A 20,752-nucleotide genomic window follows, 5' to 3' on the forward strand; every position below is an offset into this window, starting at 1 on the left:
GTAATCTGCGTCCAGTGAGCGTGACCGTTATCGCGTCAGACTCAAAAGCCAACGTTAAGGTTTAGATACGATCGCCCTGTTCCCGTTCACGATCGAAGTCTCTTTGATTTTTCCGTCTGGCAAACCTCGTGCATATTAGAGGAAAGTAGTTATGGAGCCATTTTGAATGTCAGTCCTATTTGACGGACAAGCAGACATGGCTGTTACCCTACTCTCAGCAATTAGCTCAACAGGTGTATGAAAATCAGAGCGATCGTTCATTCAGCAGAAGAAGGGGGTTATTGGGCAGAGGTTCCCGCACTTCCCGGTTGTGTGACTGAAGGGGACAAGATCGAGGGAGTAGTGGCTAACTTGCAAGATGCGATCGAGTCAACTGATCAAGTTGTCGAAATTGCGGTATGAAGTCTATTTCTGGCAAGTGACTGTGCAAGATTGTGGAGCAAAAAGGATGGGTTTTGCGAAGAGTTACGGGCAGTCATCACATCTACGAAAACTCTGAAGTAGAGCAAATTCCGTCAATTCCTATTCACCGTAATCAAGATCTGAAGATCGGCACCTTGAGAGCTTTGATGAAAATAGCCCAGCTATCTGAGGAAGATTTACTTTGAGTGTAAATTGTTGAGGTAATGAGTAGGTGTCAGCGGATGTCTGCGGCTCAGCTTGGTTATTAGTGCATCAGACTCAAAAGCCGACGTTAAGGATTAGATGCAATCGCCCTCATCTGTTGAAGAAGTCAGGCAATTTTTTGAAGCTCGATCGCTCAATAGTTGCATTCCAAACAATCTAGCGCTATAGTCTAATCATTCGAGAATGTCGAACTATCGAATGAGTAATTCTTTCATCCGTTGATTAACGCTGTAACACACGCTGAAAAAACATTTGTAGACTGCTAGTCTGAATGCGATCGTGACAGATTTATATCGCGACTACGACTTCTTGTATTCACTCATTCCCACAGTTTTTTTATGGATCTCTTCACTCCAATTCAAGTCGGATGCTACACCCTTCCTAATCGTATTGTCATGGCACCTTTAACGCGCCGTCGTGCTGGAGAAGGAAATGTCCCCACGCTTTTGAACGTGAATTATTATGTTCAGCGGGCATCGGCTGGGCTAATTATTAGCGAGGCAAGTCAGGTTTCTCAGCAGGGAATGGGCTATCCGGCGACTCCTGGCATTTACTCGTCTGAGCAGATTGCAGGGTGGCGACTGGTGACGGATGCGGTGCATCAACAGGGCGGACTTATTTTTCTGCAACTGTGGCACGTCGGCAGAAGTTCGCACTCTTCGTTTCAGCCCGATCGAGCTTTGCCCGTTGCCCCTAGCGCGATCTCCATTGAGGGCGAGTTGCTCACCTACGAGGGCATGAAGCCTTATGAGACTCCTCGTGCTTTAGAGTTGTCTGAGATTCCGGGCATTGTCGAGCAGTTTCGTCAGGGTGCTAAAAATGCGCTGGAGGCTGGCTTCGATGGGGTTGAGATTCATGGGGCAAATGGCTATTTGTTGGATCAGTTTTTGCGAGATGGGGCAAACAAACGGACGGATGAGTATGGCGGCTCGATCGAAAACCGTGCCCGTCTGCATCTAGAAGTCACTGAGGCGGTTGTTGAAGTTTGGGGCAGCGACCGGGTGGGCATTCGTCTCTCGCCCAGCAGCACGTTTAACAGTATGTCTGACTCAAATCCTGAAGCCACTTTTGGCTATTTGGTCGAGCAACTGAATCGCTTTAACCTGGCGTATTTGCACTTGTTAGAGCCAAGCGAATCGGATCTGAGACACGGAGGACATGCCGTTCCGACTGCTTATTTTCGTCCTATCTATCAGGGCAATCTGATGGCAAATTGGGACTATGATCAGGTAAAAGCCAACGCCGTGATCGCGAGTGGCAACGCTGATCTGATCTCGTTTGGCAAAGCGTTTATTGCCAATCCAGATTTGCCAGAGCGATTTAAGCTCAACGCGCCGTTAAATTCGCCCGATCCCGACACGTTTTATGGCGGCGGTGAACACGGTTACACGGATTATCCAACGCTGAAAGAATTGCAGCTTGCCTGAGCCAGCTAAACTTTATTCAACTTGAAAATCAGGAGAATCTTATCCATGATTGAGCTTTATTATTGGACAACGCCCAACGGTCACAAAGTCACGATGGCTTTAGAAGAGGTCGAACTGCCTTATACGATCGTGCCCATCAACATCGGAACGGGCGATCAGTTTAAGCCAGAGTTTCTCAAAATCTCGCCTAACAATCGCATTCCGGCGATCGTCGATCACGATCCTGTGGGCGGAGGCGATCCGATTTCGGTGTTTGAGTCGGGCGCAATCTTGCTCTACTTGGCAGAAAAAACGGGGAAGCTGATTCCGACTGATGTGCGGGGTCGAGTTGAAGCCTTGCAGTGGTTGTTTTGGCAGATGGGCGGGTTAGGTCCGATGGCAGGACAAAACCATCACTTCAGTCAATATGCACCTGAGAAAATCCCTTATGCGATCGACCGCTATGTCAACGAGACAGGACGGCTGTATGCAGTGCTAAACAAGCGATTAGCCGATCGCGAGTTTGTCGCAGGGGAGTATTCGATCGCGGACATCGCTGCTTATCCGTGGATTGTTCCTTACGATCTTCAAGGACAAAAATTAGACGATTTTCCCCATCTCAAGCGATGGTTTGAGGCGATTCAGTCTCGCCCTGCGACGATTCGCGCTTACGAAAAAGCCGAGGCATTTAAGAGTCAGCAAGTCGATATGGAGAAGTCTCGATCGCTGTTATTTAATCAATCGGCAACCACCATTCAAAAATAAACTTTAGGAGCGAATATTATTTGCCCCTACCAAAAAACCAAGGCTTTGCCTTCGGAGGCGTTTTTGCCAAGATTGACTATTCACGCTCGATCGGTAGCTCTAGCCAGTTACTCAACTCCTGCGCTAACCAAGCTATTTCCTCTCTAGTTCCAAAAAATTCAAAGGTTTCTGTACCTGCCCAAAGGCGTAAATGTTTTCCAAGATCTAGTAAGGTTAATTTCCAGAGATATCTTCGCTTGACCGAGAAAGGTCGGGCATAGTTAAGTCCAAACAGTTTACAACTGAAGAAAACCATTTGTTCGGCGATGACTACTTTAGCTATGGCAAAGCTCAAGAGAGTCCTGATAGCAGGTATCAGAAGAAGGTTAGCGAACACCAGAAACGGCAAGGGTAAGATAAGGAGCGAACTTAAGTAATAAATACAGACCGTCACGCAGACTGCTGAAGCGATCGAACGAACCCTTAAGATGTGTCCTACAGACTTATTTAACATGAGTCTTGGAGAGGGAAGCGTGATTTCCAACGCGCCTGCCTCCTCAACGATTGAAATTTTGCTGTAGGACGGCTTTATCTTGACAACAGATATCTCAGGAGCAATGGTACAGTCCTGCGATCGCTCCAACTTCAACAACGCCGCTTGAATCGAATCTGGGCGTTTGCTCACGCTCGGCTCAGTCAACCACTTTAACCAACGGGTGAAACCTGGACTAATGTTCGCAAGATGCTCGAACTGAAGCCGCAAATCGTCTTGAGGCAGATCGGCAGGATGTTGACCCGTAACCAAATAAATCAGCGTCGCCCCCAAACTATAGAGATCGGATGCCGAAGTCGTCCGTCCGCCAAACTGTTCGGGAGGCATATAGCCGTAAGTGCCGACGATCGTCATCGTGCCTCCGTCTCTCGCCGCCAGCGTTTGCACCGACCCAAAATCAACTAGATAAACCTGCCCCGCGCTGTTGCCCGATCGATTCGTCAACAGCACGTTACTCGGCTTGATGTCGCGATGAATTACCGGAGGCTGACGATCGTGCAAATAACCCAAAATTTCCAATAACTCTTTGGCAAGCTGCTTCACCTCTAACTCGCTAAACGTCCGTCCCGATTTGAGATGCTGCTCTAGCGATTGCGCCTCAATGTAAGTTTGAACAAGCGCGAACCCTTTGCGATCGTCCGAGTCGAATTCAAAAAAATCTAGATATTGAGGAATCGCAGGATGAGACAGCGATCGCAGCGTCGCGGCTTCCCGTTCAAAGAGTTTCAGGTCATCCCACTCAAAATCGTGGCTAAACGTCAGCAGTTTGACCACAACGAGTTCCTGCGTGTGAAGATCTCGCGCCAGCCAGGTTTGCCGCCCTGCCTTCTTGCCAAGTGACTGTTGAGGTTGATATCGGTCAGCCAGCAACTGCATCGGTTATGCCCTTTGAATCTGTCCTGACTCTAAAACTTGCAGCGCTTCTTTGGCAGATTGAATGCGGCGATCGAGACTCGTCTCAGTCAACCAACTCAACCAATCGCCAAACGCCGGACTGAGATCAACGACTTGCTGAAAGTCTAGTTTAGTTCCCTTATGGGGCAGTTGAGATGGCGATTTGCCTGTGATGATGGCGATCAGCGTCGCGCCTAAACTATAGAGATCAGAAACCGTCAACGCCCGTCCAGCAAACTGTTCGGGTGGCGTATAATCGTGCGCCTTCATCTGAGTGAAAGCTGAACGATCGGAACTCAGCAGCATCTTCACCGACCCAAAGTTAATCAAATGGGTGCGACGCTGTGCCAGCACAATGTTGCTGGGTTTAATATCGCGATGCACCGTCGTCGGCTGTCGTCCGTGCAGATAAATCAGAATGTAGAGCAGCGATTTGGCGATTTGCTTCGCCTCTTCCTCGGTGAACGTGCGTCCAATCTGCATACATTCCTCAAGCGACTTTCCGGGCACGTAGGTTTGCACCAATGCTAACGCCTTGCCCGTAGGAAGCTGATGCTCAAAATAGTCTAAATATTGTGGCACACAGGGATGAGAGAGGGCTTTCAGCGTTTCCGCCTCACGTTCAAACAGCTTCAAGTCGTCTGATCGCAGGGTTTCATCTGGGCACAAAAGCTTAATCACAACTTGCTCATGAGTGTCGAGACTACGCGCTAGCAGTGTCCAGCGCCCTGACTGTCGCCCCAACTCTCGCTCGATCTCATAGTGTCCTAATATCTGCCCTGCCATAGTCGATGTAAGGTTTACAGTAATTTTTAATTTCTTGCACGAGTCGATCGCCTTTGCATTGCTTTTGTTGAGTATAGGACGTTGCTGATGACCCTCACCCCCAACCCCTCTCCCACAGGAGAGGAGAGCTAGAAATCTTGTCCCCTCTCCTGTGGGAGAGGGCTAGGGTGAGGGCGAATTCATTGGTTTATGCCCAGATTCAGCAACACCGAGCACAGATTCAACCGTCAATCAGTCGTTAGTATTTAATGGAATGATACCTAAAACGGCTTGCCGCAAATTTCCCTGATGAGTCGCTAAGAGTCGCTCGCTCTCTGCCTTTTCTAATCCTGTCCAGTGCATCAAGAGCGCGAGTTTCGCCGATCGTCCGCTTTGCTCTAATAATGATCGGGCATCTTCACGGCTTAACTCAGTCAGGTCTTGCAGAATCCCGATCGCGCGATCGTGCAGTTTTTGATTTGTCACCGCAACATCAATCATGCGATTGCCGTAGACTTTGCCGAGCTTCACCATTACGCTCGTTGAGAGAATATTCAGCGCCAGTTTTGTGACCGTCCCGGCTTTAAGGCGAGTCGAGCCTGCCACCACTTCTGCACCGACCAGCAACCGAATGTTGACATCCACCTCAGCGCTCACCTGCTCGATCGGAACACAGGTTATAAAAATCGTGGCTGCGCCTCGCTGTCGTGCGGCTCGAAGTGCGCCGTGAACATAAGGAGTTGTGCCCCCAGCGGCAATGCCGACCACGACATCTAGTTGAGTGATGTGATGATGAGCGATCGCGGCGGCTCCATCGTCCGATCGGTCTTCTAACCCTTCAGAACTTCGCACCAAAGCACTTGCGCCCCCGGCGATGATGCCCTGCACCAGATCAGGCGGGGTGCAAAACGTGGGTGGACATTCTGCCGCATCAAGCACGCCTAACCGTCCGCTAGTTCCGGCACCGACGTAAAAGAGCCGTCCGCCTCGACGGAGAGCGGTTGCAGTCAGATCGATCGCGTCTGCCAGCGATGATTTTGCCTCAGCAATCGCAGCGATCGTTTTGGCATCTTCACGATTGAATAGCTCGACCAGCTCGATCGAGGACAATTGATCGAGATTCAAACTGTCGGGATTCACCTGCTCGGTTAGCAAATGACTCCGCATTTCGAGTGGTTGCATGATTATAGCAGTCCTTCTAGCTTGCGTCGCATCCGCTCAATTTCGGGGTCTGGAGCCTCAGCGTCTTCGACCTCAATGCTGCCTTCGGGCTTCCAGTCAGTGTTTTCGAGGTTCGCTTCGGGCGGAGAAAGCAAGATACGATCGAACTCGTCTTGAGGCACAAATCCTTGAGGAATCAGTTTGCACTCATAGCCTGCGCCACTGCAAAAGTCTTCGACTTCATCCTGGTCGAGCGCTTCAACGGCGGGTTCAGGAAAGTCTTGGGCTTCGAGCAGCAGAGCATAGCGAGTCGCATCGTCTTCTTCGGCAAACATTAACACCACGTTGCGATCGCCAATGCTAATCGTATGAATTCCCTCGTTTTCAGTTCGGGCATTAAATAAGAGAACAAAAACTCGCATGGTTAAGACAGGTTAGTGAATCGTTTCTACTCAGGTTACTGCAAGATCAGTCTCAATACACTTAGCTTGACGGTCTAGTAACCCCTTTTGCAGCGGGACTCAGCGACTTGCCCACAAAATAGGAGCCTCAAGACTGACCCTGCTTGCCAACCTCAAGACGTTCCCTTAATAACGCGGATTTATTAGACCTCCTGCACGAATACTTCGCCCTCACCCTAGCCCTCTCCCTAAGGAGAGGGAACCGGAACTCTAGCCCCCCCTCTCCTTAGGGAGAGGGGCTGGGGGTGAGGGCAAACCCACTTTGCAATGACCGATCTTATTCAATTCACGATCCTCAGATGAAGCGTCACCAGCCAAAATTAGACGAAAAGGCTCTCGAATCAGGGACATTTTTGACCTGTTGGGAAGCCAAATCTGCCTCTCCCGGTGCCGTCTCCTGAATCCGCGTCTCGGTGCAGAATGAGGCGGTGCTAAACCCTCCAAATCGTTTGACGGTTCCACTGCGAATTCGCACATCGGGGCTGGCAAACCAGAAGTGTTCTTTAGAACTCATCGTGTCATATTCGGTAATCAGCACCAGTCCGTCTTCGTCGTCCATTTCATAGCGACCGATGACGGGCACGATTTCGGCATATCCGACTTCTCGCAGCAGTCTGCCGTTGCGCGGATTGTCTTCGTCAGGCACCAAGACAAACACCGTCGAGCCTTCGTGGTTTTCTTCACTGGATCGATCCCACGCCATTGTGCCCATCCACTGCACTTGAGCGCCGCCGATCGCCAGGCTAGGATCAACGTTGTGCAGTTTGCAAATCTCAAGAATCTTCGGATCTTCAACAGTCAGCGCCTCGACTGAGATTTCTGATTCTCCGCCCTCCGATCGCTTGAATGCCAAATGATGGGTTGTGCGCTGAGACAGCCACTTGCCTGCACTCTGCTGAAAGAACTCCATGACGTTCATTTTAAGTCTGACTCCTAAAGGGCAATAAATCCGTCTCTTTCATAATAAAACCCCGGTTCCCTTTAGGGTGAAGCCGCCTCAAAAAGACGATCGAGGCTGAGAATTTTTGTAGGGTAGTGGATTGGAGACGATCGGCTCAAAGTCTCCAGAGACTATTCTCAAGGTGGAGTTGAAAGCTTAGATTTATTTTGACGGTTTTACTGACACCTGTTTGAACGGTTGCGATAATATCCCCAAAATTTGAGGTAACTGAGAAATTGAATATTCGCTCAAGTCCACTTCGAGGTCTCGACCACCCCGCAGTCTCAAAAACCGCCAATTACTTCCCGTGGTAACGACACCCCAAATCACGCGATCGGGGCAACCTTGGCGATCGTTAAAGATCCAAGCAGCAACCATTTCCGCAGCGCACTGACCCAAGCCAGAGCGAATGTCATTGTCTTTTGCTTCTACGATCGCCACGACGGGCGCATCGATAACAACCTGATTTGCGCTGGCGGTCAACAAGAAATCACACACTCCGGTCAGGCTCTTCGATTCGTCTACGTTGAATGTGTTTCCCGAAAAGTATCCAACCTGGAACAATGCCCGGATTTCAAGCAGAATGGGCGTGATGATTAGCTCAGACCGCGCTTTTTCGGTGCTAATGGTTGTAGCCAAATCCACTGTATTCGATAGCCAATCCACCAACCATTTAGACGGTTCAACTGACTCGATCGAGGCGAACAGATGGTAATCATTTTTGATCGTAAGATCAAATGCGGCGATCGCCTGCTCTAATGTTTTGAAGTCGCTGTAACTCATGGTAGAAATTCAACAAGTTGACTCAAAAATAGCGAGTTATGCCAACCGCTGGTACAGTTCGGCATTTTTGTGCAACACGTAATCGGCAGCTTGAGCAAACTCGTTTTCTGAATTATTCAACTAGCTCTTGATACTAATTTGCAGCAATTCTTCAGGGGTTAGTCCAAGCTGTTTTGCAAGATTTTGCACTGCCTGAAGTTGCTGGTCAGAAAGGTCGATCGTAATAGAAGCCACAGCCATTCCTCTCTATCTGCTGTCAGCGCTACATTCTCCAGCATTTTAGCATCTACCCTAGCTTGGCGATGGTTGCCTCGGAACTACCTCAGAATCACTACAGAAGGTTATTCAGACTGACTCAGCTTGTCTCTAAAAATGGCTTCGACTTCATTCGGATCAGCTAAGTCGAAGGGATAAGGTTGGCGATTGGCTGGGTTGCGACGACTCATCAGAACCTCTAGCCCTGCTCGAAACGCGTCTTGATCGTTCCGATGCTCGGAGAGATAGCGTTTTAGTTCGACGTTCGTCATCTCAGGTAAATTTGGTGTCATAAAACAAACTCCCAACTTCCATCTTCATCAATGATAAGGGCACGCTCATCGGCTATGCCAGCTTGAATGTAGATTGTCTTGAGTCTCCGATCGTAGCGAAAAACCTGGACTGGCTGGTAAAGATTAGAAAGTAGTTGACAAACAAATATCGCGGTGTCTGATTATTCTCGCGTAGGCAACCGTAAGACCTCTTGACGTGCTCTGATTGTAGAGTGTCAGGTGCTTTGCGCGGTTTCTACCTTAGTGCTCTCGGAGATACTGTTCAATCTCTGCGGGAGTTAGCTGGATAACATTGTAATCACCGATCCAATTCAGGATATCGTTGCAATCCTTGAGGTCAAGCTCAATAGATATATTAGGATTCATTTTCAGTTCTTTTGCATCTTCAGTGAAAGTGCTTGTTGTTGCTAAAATAACACCTGTCGGCAGTTCGTCTTGAGTTACAGCGACTCCTATAAGGTTACGAATTGGTTTAACATCAATTTTTGCTTGCCAATGCTTACACTCAATTAGTAATCGCTCTGTAACTTTGTCGCCATTTTTACGCAGTGCAATAATGTCCTTGCCTCCATCTCTAGTTTTCTTGGTTAATTCTATTTCATATCCAAACTTTCTAAACATCTCAGCAACCATCTCCTCAAAGACTCTCCAACCTGTTTTAGTAGGAATGTCTTGAAGAATCGCTGAATTTGCCGACATTTTGTTGATGAGTAAACCTATGGCTTCTTTAGAATCAATTGGATTTGAATATATTCCGTTACTTAAGTAAAACTGATTTGACCAATATTCATAGCTATTCTGCTTGACAAAAGCCTCACGACTTGTAACACATGGTTCACATACGACGATGTATCCCCCGTAGAAGAGTTTCTGTGAGCTTCCAACCACTCTATATATTCTAGGTATTTTTTTACCCCGCCTCTTCTGGTTAATATGTATAATATTGAACCTTTTCCAGAAAGCATCTGCGATTTCTTCTACATATAAATCTCTATTAATGCTCAATTGAAGTAAATGATATTGTCTGCTACGATACCTACCTCTTGATTCACCGAATTGAGCAAGAATGCCCGGCAAGATTTCAACTTCAAACTTCGATTGTGGGTGAGCATTATAGTAGCGAGAACGCCTAAAGATGTAATGTTTTCTACTTTTGATGAAGTTCATTCTCAAGCAGCACTATTAAAGTGTTGTCCTATTGATGATTCTAATGAAACTTAGTCTGGAGCAGCAACGGAAAAGCTTTAAGTACAGATTCAATCTAGGATTAGAGTAAAGCCGCATAGCAATTAACCCAAGTATGGACATTCCCATACTCTGCTTGTCGCCTCATCTCACTCGGCTCATAAGATCGCTCCCACACACCCAATCAAGGGCAATGAATTAAGTCTAATTACTCATCACCCCGATCGCTCCATTAAGGCGACAAATACGTATACCCGCTCAAACTGCGCTCATAGTTTTGCAGCAAAATCTGAGACTCCTCTAGCGTGATCCGATGCTCTTCTAGCGCTTGCTCAGTTTGGCGGCGAATGCTCTCAATCATATCCTCCGCGTCATACTGCACATAGCCCAAGACTTCCTTCATCGTGTCGCCTCGCACCACATGCTCAATCTGGTAGCCCTTCGGCGTGAGTTGAATATGCACCGTATTGGTGTCACCAAACAGATTGTGCAGGTTGCCCATAATCTCCTGATAGGCACCGTTGAGAAACATTCCCAGATAATAAGACTCACCGGGCTTCAGTTTGTGCAGCTCCAGCACCGACTTGACATCGCGCAGATCGATAAATTGGTCAATCTTGCCATCACTGTCACAGGTCAAATCAGACAGCGTTGCCCGTTGCGTCGGCTCCTCATCTAATCGATGAATCGGCATGATTGGGAACAGTTGATCGATCGCCCACGCATCCGGCGCAGATTGAAACACCGAGAGATTCATGTAATACATCGAAGCCATGATTTTCTCAAGGTCTTCTAAATCGTCGGGCACATAGTCGAGTTGACGCACGATCGCCAAAATTTTGTGACAACACGCCCAATACAATCGCTCTGCCCGTGCGCGTTCTGGCAGACTCAGATAGCCAAAGCCAAACAGACTTACCGCTTCTTCTTTAAACTGAGTCGCGTCGTGATAAGTCTCCTGGAAGTTATCTGGCTTAATCGAGTCGTAGACTTCGTAGAGATTGCGAATGATCAGATGCTCGTTTTCCTGCAACGGTTCGGGTTTGTCAGACGGAACCTCACTCGTGCCCAGCACATCAAAGACTAAGACAGATTGGTGAGACGCGATCGCCCGTCCGCTTTCACTCACCAACGTCGGCACCGGAATCTTCGCTCCTGTACACGCATCTTTGACCGCCGCGACGACATCATTCGCATAGTTCTGCGTGTTGTAATTTTTGGAGGCGTGAAAATTGGTTTGCGACCCGTCATAATCCACACCCAACCCGCCGCCGCAGTCAAAATACTGCATATTTGCGCCCAGTTTTACGAGTTCGACGTAAATCTGACCCGCCTCACGCAACGCATCTTTAATGACGCTAATGGCAGAAATCTGTGAGCCGATGTGGAAGTGCAGCAGTTGCAGCGAATCCAGCATATTGGCTTCGCGCAGTTGCTCGATCGCCCGAATAATCTCAGGAATCGTCAAGCCGAATTTTGCTCGATCGCCCGCCGAGGTTCCCCAACGTCCGATGCCTTTGGCGCTCAGTTTTGCCCGAACTCCGAGAATCGGCTGCACTCCAAGTTTTTTACTGGCTGCGATCGCCAGATCCACTTCTTCGACTTGCTCTAAAACGATGATCGGAGTTTGTCCTAACCGTCTCGATAGCATTGCCGTTTCAATATATTCACGGTCTTTATAACCGTTGCAGATTAGTAATGCTCCCGGTGTTTTTAGCGATGCTAATGCAATCATCAGTTCTGGTTTAGATCCCGCTTCTAACCCAAACTGATGCGGTTCACCAAAACGAACAAGATCTTCGATCAAGTGGCGTTGTTGATTGCACTTCGTCGGAAAAACGCCCTTGTAAACCCCGGTGTAGTTATAGCGAGCGATCGCTTTCGCAAATGCCGCATTCAGTCGCTCGATCCGATCTTCTAAAATATCTGAAAATCGGATCAGTAATGGCAACCCTAAATTACGCTGCTTGAGCGCATTGGTGAGTTCATACAAATCTAACGAGCCGCCGCGATCGCCCTTGGGTGAAACCGTCACATGCCCAGCCGCATTGATCGAAAAATAAGGAGCGCCCCAGCCTTGAATGCGATAGAGTTCTTCGCTGTCTTCGATCGTCCAACCTTTCTTAGCGTCAGTCGCGGACGATGAGCTAGACGACTGCGATCGCCCTTCAGGAAGCTCGCTTTTTATTGCCTTCCCATTCGGTTCTGGCTGCACGCTAACCAGTGCTTTTTCCGCCTCTGCTTTCGCTGAAGTGTGGCGTTCCCCCATCATTGCTTACCCCTTAAAACATCTAGATCGAGATGTCAGTCTACCGCATCCGTCCCTACTCTGTGAGTTCAGCAGAACACCTCGACTTACTCAGACTTCATCCATTCCCGATCGTCTCCGTTCTGGGCTAACCTTGTCTTGTAAAAAGGCGTAAATTTCTTGGGAGCGACTCGTGGAAAGGACATTTTTGGCAATCAAACCAGATGGTGTGCAGCGCAAGCTGATTAGTGAGATTATTGGACGCTTTGAGACGAAAGGATTTACCCTCGTGGGCTTGAAATTCATGAACGTCAGCCGCGAACTTGCCGAACAGCACTATGGCGTTCACAAAGAACGTCCTTTTTTCGGCAGCTTGGTTGAGTTCATCACCTCCGGTCCCGTTGTGGCGATGGTCTGGGAAGGCGATGGCGTGATTGCGGCAGCGAGAAAAGTGATTGGAGCCACCAATCCCCTCACCGCAGAACCCGGCACCATTCGCGGAGATTTGGGCGCAAATATTGGACGCAATCTGATTCACGGATCAGATGCCCCCGAAACGGCTCAAAGCGAAATTTCTCTGTGGTTTAAAGCAGAAGAACTCGTTAGCTGGCAACCGACTATTCTTTCCTGGATCTACGAATAACGGTTTATAGTTCTAAAAAAAGAGGGGACGTTCCGTAGAATGTCCCCTCTTTTTAATCGTGATTCCTCAGACTTCTATTTTCTTCTCGTCAGATTCAACCAGCGTTTCTGTCTCAGGTTCAGCCAATACCTCAGCAGCCTCTTCACCATCGGGATTGCGCTTAGAAAAACCCCAGACAAATATCAGGGCAACGGCGGTCACCATCATCCATTCGGGCGGCACCAGACTATCGTTAATTACCCGCATCAAAAGACGCAATCCGACCAGGGCAACGGTGATATAACCCGCGTCTTCTAAGTGAGTAAACTCGTCTAACCAGCGAATAAACAACCCTGCCATAAACCGCAGCACAATGATCCCGATCGTCGCTCCAACTAAAATCAGCCAGGTTTCTTTAGAAATCGCGATCGCTGTCGTCACGCTGTCTAGAGAGAACGCTAAATCGGTGATTGCCAGAACGGGGATCGCCTGCCACAGCGACGTAAATCGCGGTCCGTGATGCTCGTCTTCATCGTCTGAGTCGGACGAAAAATATTGAAAGACTAGCCACAGTAAATAGATTGCCCCTGCCAACTCAAACTGCCAATATTTGCTCACCCACGAGGCTGTCAAAATCAGGCTCATCCGCAGAATGTAGGCAAACACTAGCCCGATGTTGAGGGCGCGCCGTTCGAGTTCAGGTTTTTGCAAACCTTGAGCGATCGTCGCCAGCGCGATCGCGTTGTCTGCCGACAGCACTGCTTCTAATGCCACCAAAACCAGCAGCAATAAAAGGGTTTGAACATCAAAGGTGACAGGTAAGTCTGAAAATTGGTCTAGCATCAATGATTTCTAGTTAAGCGTTATGGACAGGTCTTGACACTAATCCTGATTTAGGAAAAAGCTTTGCTTACTAATCAGCCTACCGTAAGTAGGAGTTCTGAGGCAGGCAAAGAGCTAGGAGACAGCCAAAATATCGACCTCCTGAGTGTTCTCTTGTGTTGAATCTTGTAACAAAATCTTCCGAAAGCGGATAGTTTGATCGACATTGAGAAACGATAACCCTGAGATTAAGGAGTTTCAAACCCAATGCCTCTGTCAGATACTCAAGTTTTAGTTGCCCTGGTGGTTGCCCTCATTCCTGGCATTCTTGCCTTCCGGCTATCCACCGAGCTATATAAGTAACCCTTTACTTATGGGGCAGGAACGCTGCTTTGTCTGATTCCCGCAGCCATAAATGATGCCCTTCACAAGTTGGGTGATCGTTTTTTAGGAAGCGGGGTAAACTGACAGGACAGTTTTCCTGCCAGCCAGTCGGATCGCTGACCCAGACGGGTTCTTCGGAAACACTGCTTAGTTCGCACGTACTTCTTGATTTTGGTGCTGATATTTGCGATTTTGGGCTAACTCTTCCATAGAGATTAGTTAAAGCGTCAAAGTCAGTCTGGCTTGATTCATTCAGAAACGATCGAGCCAAAATCAATCGCTCAAGGCAGTTACTCTTCCATCAAGGCTGTTAAAGTCTTCCGTCTGCACTCGCATCCGTTGAACTCATGAACGCACTTCAATCGCCCACTACGCCCCTCCAGCCTGTTAGAACGCCTCGATCACATCCTCGATTAGGTCAGCAGAAAAAACGCCAGCACAACCGAGCGATCGCCATTGAGACCTCCATCAAGCTTGGGGTCAATCTCGCTTTATCAGGAGTCGCGATCGCTGCACTCGTTCAACTTCTGCCCTACAGCATCGCTCAACATACAAAGCTGCAAGAAATCAAGTCTGAAGTCAAGACGACCGAAGGGCGAGTTGAAAAAGTCAAAGTAGAGTTTAATCGCTACTTTGATCCCCGTCAGGCAAAAGCCATTATGCAAGAGCAGACAAATCGCAGCGACCCCAATCAGCGTCAGATCGTTTGGGGTGATGCAACGTCCGAAACTGCCGCGCAACTCCCTTAAAGAGCTTTTAAAATCATTGATTTTGAGGCGCTCGATCGAGCGTCTTTTTGCTGTATCTAAAAGCTTTACTATCTTTCTGGCTCAAGTGTGGAGAATCCACCTTCTATATGCGGAGATCACGCCTTCTTCATTCAGAATTTGCATCACTGACACCCGTTTGTAGCGTAGGTAACCCAACGATCGCTTCAGGACTGCCTAGAATGATGGCTGAACCGTTTCCTTAACGCTACGGATATAGCTGATATGTTTACCTAGAACGCACCTTTCCTCACCCGACGCATTCACCAACCAGCCACACTCTACAAAGTTCAGTAATTCTTCGCATTTGCCCTGCTGAAACTTTAGGCAAGATGGTCACGTCAGATAGAATTATGTAACAATAAGTTTACAATCGTGAACCATTCACCCTTGAGAATTTTACTGTAACGGTCTCACCATTCGAGACTATTGCTTCTAGTTCGATCGGGATTCCACCACAGCTTTGCTCCTCTCCCTTTACGCACTTCAATAGAGTCGAGGAAACGATAGACATGAAATTGCAAGCCACCCAACGCCGGATCGCTCTCGCAAGTTGGGTAAAACTCTCTCCAGAAGCACACTCTACCCAAGCTGCTTCAACTGCCCAGTCTCCTAACCGTGTTCAAAAGTTTGATCTACTGCGCCCACTCCGCGCCGCAGTCGATCGCACTCAAGTTCGCAGCCCTGAGTTAGCTCACCGTCTTTGTAAGCTAATTCCGTCTCAGTGCCCGTTTGAGCGCGATGTCAAAGTTTTTGGGAAGACCTTGTTTCACATTCCGCCAATGTGCAAGCTTAACCCTCTTTATGACGAAGTAGTTGCACTGCGATTTCGAGCAATGTGCTATCTAGCAGATGAGTGCGGTGAAGACGTTAGCTGTTATTGCTAACGATCCATCCCTATCCAAAGAGGGATATCCTTCATCTGATCCCCAGAGTAGACTCCTCTCCTAAAAAATTAGTTTAGATTCATAAAAAAGAGATGTCCTTGATGGGCATCTCTTTTGGTTTAAGTGAGGGCGATCGGAAACACCCAACCCCGATAATCTGGCTCTAGGTTTTCGGTGATTGCGGTCAGTTTTGCCTTTAAGCGATCGGTGATCGGATGAGTTTCAGGAGTCTGATAAGTCTCGATTTTTTTAACTGGCGTAATCTTGGCAGCCGTGCCGCTCAAAAAGACTTCATCGGCGATAAACAATTCTGACTTGTCTACAGGTCTTTCGACCGTCTTGATGCCCAAATCGCGAGCGATCGTCAAAATGCTGTCCCTGGTGATTCCTTCGAGAATGTCTTGCTCATAGCCTGGGGTAATTAATTCTCCATTGCGAATTAAGAAGATATTCATTCCCGATGCTTCGCTAACTTTGCCTTGAGTATTCAGCAAAATTGCCTCATCAAAGCCAGATTCGACCGCTTCAGTTTTGGCGAGAGAGGACGTAATATATGCGCCGCTAATCTTTCCTCTGAGCGGTAAACTGCGGTCTTCTTGACGACACCAAGAACTGATGCGGCAGGTCACGCCATCCGCCGAGAGATAGTCTCCTAGCTCAAGCCCGTAGACAAAAAAGTCCTTCTCAATGTTGTGAAGTCGCGGCGCAATGCCTAGCCCCGAAGTGTAGACAAACGGACGAATATAGAATGACTGAGTGGGTTTATTCTTCTGGACAAATTCAGTAATAATCGCCTGAATTTTATCGGCAGGTAACTCGTAGTTGATCAGCTTGGCACTGTTGCTTAGTCGCTGACAGTGACGATCGAGCCGAAACAACAAAATCTGATTGGCGTTCTTAGGGTCAGGAATGCCTCGCAGCCCCCCAAATGCCCCGGTGCCATAGTGAAGGGCGTGAGTCGCGATCGAAAGATTTGCCTCCGCAAAAGGGACAAACTGATTTTTGAAATAAGCGATCGGCAGAAAGTTATGCATAGCAGCAGTTGAGGAGGATTGAACGAAGAAAACTTTTTGCCACCAGGCACCGTTCATCAGGTCGTTTTTGACGAATCCAACAAACCCATGACAACTTGCCATTGACACCCGTAGCATTCACTGATGATAATGGGAGTTTGTTGAAAACTCTAGCACTGTTTAAAACCCTTGGCTAACGTAGTTGTAATTGGTGCCCAGTGGGGCGATGAAGGGAAAGGGAAGATCACGGATCTGCTCAGTAAATCAGCGGATGTCGTAGTCCGTTACCAGGGTGGGGTCAACGCTGGGCACACCGTCGTTGTAAAAGATCAGACATTTAAACTGCACCTTATTCCTTCTGGCATTTTATATCCTGAAACCGAGTGCATTATCGGTTGCGGCACAGTAATCGATCCAAAAGTTCTGATTGAAGAATTAGATCAGTTGATCAAGTTGAATATCTCGGTCGATAACCTCCTGATTTCTGAGACGGCTCACGTCACGATGCCCTATCACCGACTGATCGATCGTGCCTCTGAAGAACATCGCGGCACCCACAAAATCGGCACCACTGGGCGAGGAATCGGTCCGACTTACGCCGACAAGTCTGAGCGGACTGGGATTCGAGTCGTTGACCTGATGGACCCGGACACACTGCGAAAGCAGCTTCACTGGACGATCAACTACAAGAATGGCATTCTTGACAAACTCTATGGGTTGCCTCCGCTCGATGTTGAGGCGGTAACAGCAGAATATTTAGAGTATGCCGATCGATTGCGTCCTCACGTCGTGGATAGCTCCTTAAAAATCTATGATGCAATCCGTCGCAAACGGAATATCCTCTTTGAGGGCGCACAGGGCACACTGCTCGACCTCGATCACGGCACTTACCCTTATGTGACTTCCTCAAATCCGATAGCGGGTGGGGCGTGTGTGGGCACGGGGATTGGTCCGACGGTGATCGATCGGGTGATTGGTGTTGCCAAAGCTTACACAACCCGCGTCGGCGAAGGTCCCTTTCCAACCGAGCTGCACGGCGATGTCGGGGCGCTGCTGTGCGATCGCGGCGCAGAATTTGGCACTACGACCGGGCGGCAACGACGCTGCGGCTGGTTTGATGCCGTGATCGGTCGCTATGCAGTGCGGATCAATGGTCTAGATTGCCTCGCCATCACCAAGCTTGATGTCCTAGACGAGATGGAGGAAATTCAAGTCTGTGTCGCCTACGAACTTGATGGGCAACGCTGCGAAGATTTCCCTAGCAATTCTCGGCTGTTTGCTCGCTGCAAGCCGATTTATACAACAATGCCAGGTTGGAAACGATCGACTGAGGAGTGCAGATCTCTCGAAGATTTGCCGACTCAGGCACTCGATTATCTCAAATTCCTGGCAGAATTGATGGATGTGCCGATCGCGATCGTCTCTCTGGGCGCAAGCCGTGACCAGACAATCATCGTCGAAGACCCCATTCATGGACCCAAACGAGCGCTGCTGTATACCAACGGCACGCCGCAAGCAGTGGTCAACTAACCAAATTTTGGATTGAACCTGCTTGAAATCCAAAGTCCACCGTCCCTCTCTCACATTTTCAAGGTCATTATGCAAATCACGATCGACTGTCACAAACGCGCCGCCGGAAGTAAGCCCAATGCCCTACGCCGCTCAGGACAAATTCCGGCAGTGCTCTATGGTCACAAAGGCACCGAGTCTCTTGAGTTGACCATTGATGCCAAAAAAGCTGAACTTTTGGTGCGCGATGCCTCAGTGAACAACACGCTGATCGATGTCAGCATTCCTGAGTTGCCCTGGACTGGGAAAGCCCTGCTGCGTGAAATTCAGGTGCATCCCTGGAAGCGTTACCTCTATCACCTCAGCTTTTTCTCAGTGTCGGCTGAGAGCGTTCTTGAAATCACCGTGCCTCTGCACTTTGTGGGCGAAGCCTATGGAGTCAAGCAAGAAAGCGGCGTAATGGAATCTGAACTGACGGAATTAACGGTGAAGTGTCTGCCCGATCGCATTCCCGAAAGCATCGAAATCGATGTGACGGATCTCAAAGTTGGTGATGCCCTCCACGTTCACGAGTTGCCTTTGCCTGAAGGCGTAACCGCTCAGGGTGAAGCCAGTCGAGTCGTGGTGATGATCTCTGCCACTCGTGCCGGAACCGGAGAAACTGCCGCAGAAGCAGCCGCAGCCGTATAGCTCGGTTCGTGTCAATCTAAAGTGTATACAGAACCAGGGAGGAACCATTCCCTGGCTTTTTTATGAGCGTCTCAACGAACTATGACCCAAACAAATCTGCCTCCCTTAATTCAGCAAATGCTGCGATCGGAGTTTTATCCTCATCCAGTGACAGAGCCAATCGAACTGATTCAGACTCACATTTCTTATGTGTTGCTCACGGGTGAGGTGGTTTATAAACTTAAGAAGCCTGTGAACTTTGGCTTTCTAGATTTCTCGACGCTGGAGAAACGGGAGCATTTTTGTCATGAAGAGTTTCGTCTCAATCAACGAGGAGCCGCTGAACTTTATTTGGGCGTTGAGCCAGTCACGCAGAACGGAGAAACCTTTCAGCTTGGCGGTACCGGGGAACCTGTTGAGTATGTCGTCAAGATGGTGCAGTTTCCGCAAGAGACGTTGCTGAGTGCGATGTTCGATCGCGGCGAACTCACTGAACAACACTTAGAAGATTTGGCGCGAGAACTGGCGGCGTTCCACTTAAAGGCACCGACTAGCGATTACATCCTCAGCTTTGGGGAAGCCTCGCAAATTCGTCAAGCGATCGACGAAAACTACGATCAAACGGTGGGTTATGTTGGACGATCGCAAACCCAAGTCCAATTTGATGAGACTCGCGCTTACACAGACAAGCTATTTGATCAGCAGCAAGAACTTTTTGCTAATCGAGTTCAAAATAAATGGATTCGCGAATGTCATGGCGACGTTCATCTGAGAAATATCTGCTTTTGGCACGACAAAATTTTGCTGTTCGACTGCATCGAATTCAATGAGCCGTTTCGCTTTGTCGATGTGATGTTCGATGTTGCCTACATTGTGATGGATCTCGATGCTCGCGATCGTCCTGACTTGAGCAATCTATTTCTGAATGCTTACATCGAGCAAACAGGCGACTGGGAAGGCTTACAGGTGTTGCCGCTCTACCTCAGCCGTCAGTCTTATGTCCGAGCTAAGGTGACTTCGTTCTTATTAGATGATCCGACCATTCCAGAATCGGTGAAGCAGGAAGCCAGTGAAACCGCCTCTCGCTACTATCGGTTAGCGTGGGAATACACTCGTCACAGATCGGGACGATTGACGATGATGTCCGGGTTGTCGGGTTCTGGAAAAAGCACTGTGGCGCGTCAGTTAGCTCGCCAGACAGGGGCAATTCATCTGCGATCGGATGCCGTTCGCAAACATCTCGGTGGTGTTGCGCTAGATGCCAAAGGAGACGCTGATCTCTATACATCTGAGATGACTGAGAAGACTTACGATCATCTCCTCAATCTCGGCATCATGTTAGCGTCGCAGGGTTATTCTGTAATTTTGGATGCCAAGTACGATCGTCAAGCGCTGCGATCGCCCGTCATCGCCCAAGCCGTTGCTCATCAGATTCCTTTAGACATTCTCTATTGTGATGCGCCAATGTCGGTGTTGAACGATCGAGTGCAGCAGCGTCAAGGCGATATCTCAGATGCCACGGCTGATCTACTCAAAACCCAACACATGGAAGCCTTTAGCAAAGCCGAAAAGCCTTATCTAAAGACGCTAGATGCCACTCAAACTTTAGAAGGACAACTACCCCAATAGTTCTAAATTGTTCGTCATTAAGTTTGCTTTACAGATTGGTTTCTTCTTCAAGAGTAATTCAAAAGTGACGAATGATCTACGATGAATGAGGTATCCTTTGTAGTGACTATCAAGGGTTGAGCCAGTGAGAAGACA

The 20,752-nt window shown here is 48.6% G+C and carries 23 protein-coding genes; 11 read left to right on the top strand and 12 right to left on the bottom strand.

Annotated elements, in window-relative coordinates; all coding sequences use genetic code 11:
• The first annotated feature begins 237 nt into the window (after nt 1–237).
• The 4 genes from A8707_RS26780 to A8707_RS09930 all read left to right on the top strand — a co-directional run bounded on the left by A8707_RS26780 (nt 238) and on the right by A8707_RS09930 (nt 2,798).
• Entirely contained in the window at nt 238–402 is a 165-nt protein-coding gene (locus A8707_RS26780; protein ID WP_074382485.1) for a type II toxin-antitoxin system HicB family antitoxin, read from the top strand.
• Between the two features lie 32 nt (nt 403–434).
• A complete protein-coding gene (locus tag A8707_RS30600; protein ID WP_414858396.1) occupies nt 435–608 on the top strand; it encodes a type II toxin-antitoxin system HicA family toxin in 174 nt (57 codons plus the stop codon).
• Between the two features lie 357 nt (nt 609–965).
• A complete protein-coding gene (locus A8707_RS09925; protein WP_068816657.1) occupies nt 966–2,054 on the top strand; it encodes an alkene reductase in 1,089 nt (362 codons plus the stop codon).
• Nucleotides 2,055–2,099: 45 nt separating this feature from the next.
• Complete coding sequence (locus tag A8707_RS09930) at nt 2,100–2,798, top strand: glutathione S-transferase N-terminal domain-containing protein (protein WP_068816658.1); 699 nt, start codon at nt 2,100–2,102, stop codon at nt 2,796–2,798.
• A gap of 76 nt (nt 2,799–2,874) precedes the next feature.
• Here A8707_RS09930 and A8707_RS09935 read toward each other — a convergent pair whose 3' ends face one another.
• The 10 genes from A8707_RS09935 to speA form a co-directional block, all read right to left on the bottom strand.
• Nucleotides 2,875–4,206 (bottom strand): serine/threonine protein kinase, encoded by a 1,332-nt coding sequence (locus A8707_RS09935; protein ID WP_068816659.1) that lies wholly within the window; start codon nt 4,204–4,206, stop codon nt 2,875–2,877.
• Nucleotides 4,207–4,209: 3 nt separating this feature from the next.
• Complete coding sequence (locus A8707_RS09940) at nt 4,210–5,010, bottom strand: serine/threonine protein kinase (RefSeq protein ID WP_068816660.1); 801 nt, start codon at nt 5,008–5,010, stop codon at nt 4,210–4,212.
• A 231-nt stretch (nt 5,011–5,241) separates the two neighbouring features.
• Nucleotides 5,242–6,171, bottom strand: coding sequence for an N-acetylmuramic acid 6-phosphate etherase (murQ, locus tag A8707_RS09945; RefSeq protein ID WP_068816661.1), 930 nt, complete (start codon nt 6,169–6,171; stop codon nt 5,242–5,244).
• 2 nt (nt 6,172–6,173) lie between these two features.
• Nucleotides 6,174–6,572, bottom strand: a complete 399-nt coding sequence (locus A8707_RS09950; RefSeq protein ID WP_068816662.1) for a DUF3110 domain-containing protein — start codon at nt 6,570–6,572, stop codon at nt 6,174–6,176.
• Between the two features lie 346 nt (nt 6,573–6,918).
• Nucleotides 6,919–7,530 (bottom strand): phycobiliprotein lyase, encoded by a 612-nt coding sequence (locus tag A8707_RS09955; protein ID WP_068816663.1) that lies wholly within the window; start codon nt 7,528–7,530, stop codon nt 6,919–6,921.
• Between the two features lie 183 nt (nt 7,531–7,713).
• Nucleotides 7,714–8,334, bottom strand: a complete 621-nt coding sequence (locus A8707_RS09960; protein ID WP_068816664.1) for a hypothetical protein — start codon at nt 8,332–8,334, stop codon at nt 7,714–7,716.
• 341 nt (nt 8,335–8,675) lie between these two features.
• Nucleotides 8,676–8,882, bottom strand: a complete 207-nt coding sequence (locus tag A8707_RS09970) for a DUF6887 family protein (RefSeq protein WP_068816665.1) — start codon at nt 8,880–8,882, stop codon at nt 8,676–8,678.
• Nucleotides 8,879–9,031, bottom strand: a complete 153-nt coding sequence (locus A8707_RS30605) for a DUF6888 family protein (protein WP_414858397.1) — start codon at nt 9,029–9,031, stop codon at nt 8,879–8,881. Before A8707_RS30605 ends, A8707_RS09970 begins: the two co-directional genes overlap by 4 nt.
• Nucleotides 9,032–9,122: 91 nt before the next feature.
• A complete protein-coding gene (locus A8707_RS09975; RefSeq protein WP_068816666.1) occupies nt 9,123–10,049 on the bottom strand; it encodes a restriction endonuclease in 927 nt (308 codons plus the stop codon).
• 250 nt (nt 10,050–10,299) lie between these two features.
• The gene (gene speA, locus A8707_RS09980; protein ID WP_331711696.1) at nt 10,300–12,339 is read right to left on the bottom strand and encodes a biosynthetic arginine decarboxylase; all 2,040 of its coding nucleotides are present in this window, start codon (nt 12,337–12,339) and stop codon (nt 10,300–10,302) included.
• Between the two features lie 169 nt (nt 12,340–12,508).
• On the opposite strand from speA, the gene ndk reads away from it, so the two are divergent.
• Nucleotides 12,509–12,958, top strand: coding sequence for a nucleoside-diphosphate kinase (gene ndk / locus A8707_RS09985; RefSeq protein WP_068816667.1), 450 nt, complete (start codon nt 12,509–12,511; stop codon nt 12,956–12,958).
• A 66-nt stretch (nt 12,959–13,024) separates the two neighbouring features.
• Here the strand turns inward: ndk and A8707_RS09990 are convergent, their stop codons facing one another.
• Nucleotides 13,025–13,780, bottom strand: coding sequence for a TerC family protein (locus A8707_RS09990; protein ID WP_068816668.1), 756 nt, complete (start codon nt 13,778–13,780; stop codon nt 13,025–13,027).
• 246 nt (nt 13,781–14,026) lie between these two features.
• Between A8707_RS09990 and psaM the strand changes: the two genes are divergently transcribed.
• From psaM to A8707_RS10000, 3 genes are all read left to right on the top strand, one after another.
• Nucleotides 14,027–14,122 carry a photosystem I reaction center subunit XII gene (gene psaM / locus A8707_RS26790; RefSeq protein WP_074382486.1) on the top strand — a complete coding sequence of 32 codons (96 nt, stop codon included), beginning with the start codon at nt 14,027–14,029 and terminating at the stop codon, nt 14,120–14,122.
• Nucleotides 14,123–14,490: 368 nt separating this feature from the next.
• Nucleotides 14,491–14,892 (top strand): slr1601 family putative cell division protein, encoded by a 402-nt coding sequence (locus tag A8707_RS09995; RefSeq protein WP_068816669.1) that lies wholly within the window; start codon nt 14,491–14,493, stop codon nt 14,890–14,892.
• Nucleotides 14,893–15,422: 530 nt separating this feature from the next.
• The gene (locus tag A8707_RS10000; protein WP_068816670.1) at nt 15,423–15,797 is read left to right on the top strand and encodes a Mo-dependent nitrogenase C-terminal domain-containing protein; all 375 of its coding nucleotides are present in this window, start codon (nt 15,423–15,425) and stop codon (nt 15,795–15,797) included.
• A 119-nt stretch (nt 15,798–15,916) separates the two neighbouring features.
• On the opposite strand, the gene A8707_RS10005 is transcribed toward A8707_RS10000, so the two are convergent.
• On the bottom strand, nt 15,917–16,933 hold the full coding sequence (locus A8707_RS10005; protein WP_331711697.1) for a branched-chain amino acid transaminase: 1,017 nt from the start codon (nt 16,931–16,933) through the stop codon (nt 15,917–15,919).
• Between the two features lie 66 nt (nt 16,934–16,999).
• Here A8707_RS10005 and A8707_RS10010 point away from each other — a divergent pair, with 66 nt between their 5' ends.
• The 3 genes from A8707_RS10010 (at nt 17,000) to A8707_RS10020 (ending at nt 20,617) form a co-directional block, all read left to right on the top strand.
• Complete coding sequence (locus A8707_RS10010; RefSeq protein ID WP_068816671.1) at nt 17,000–18,340, top strand: adenylosuccinate synthase; 1,341 nt, start codon at nt 17,000–17,002, stop codon at nt 18,338–18,340.
• A 69-nt stretch (nt 18,341–18,409) separates the two neighbouring features.
• On the top strand, nt 18,410–19,009 hold the full coding sequence (locus tag A8707_RS10015) for a 50S ribosomal protein L25/general stress protein Ctc (protein ID WP_068816672.1): 600 nt from the start codon (nt 18,410–18,412) through the stop codon (nt 19,007–19,009).
• An 81-nt stretch (nt 19,010–19,090) separates the two neighbouring features.
• Nucleotides 19,091–20,617, top strand: a complete 1,527-nt coding sequence (locus A8707_RS10020; RefSeq protein ID WP_068816673.1) for a bifunctional aminoglycoside phosphotransferase/ATP-binding protein — start codon at nt 19,091–19,093, stop codon at nt 20,615–20,617.
• Nucleotides 20,618–20,752: the final 135 nt, after the last annotated feature.

This window comes from Phormidesmis priestleyi BC1401, from assembly GCF_001650195.1.
Lineage (GTDB): Bacteria > Cyanobacteriota > Cyanobacteriia > Leptolyngbyales > Leptolyngbyaceae > Phormidesmis_A > Phormidesmis_A priestleyi_B.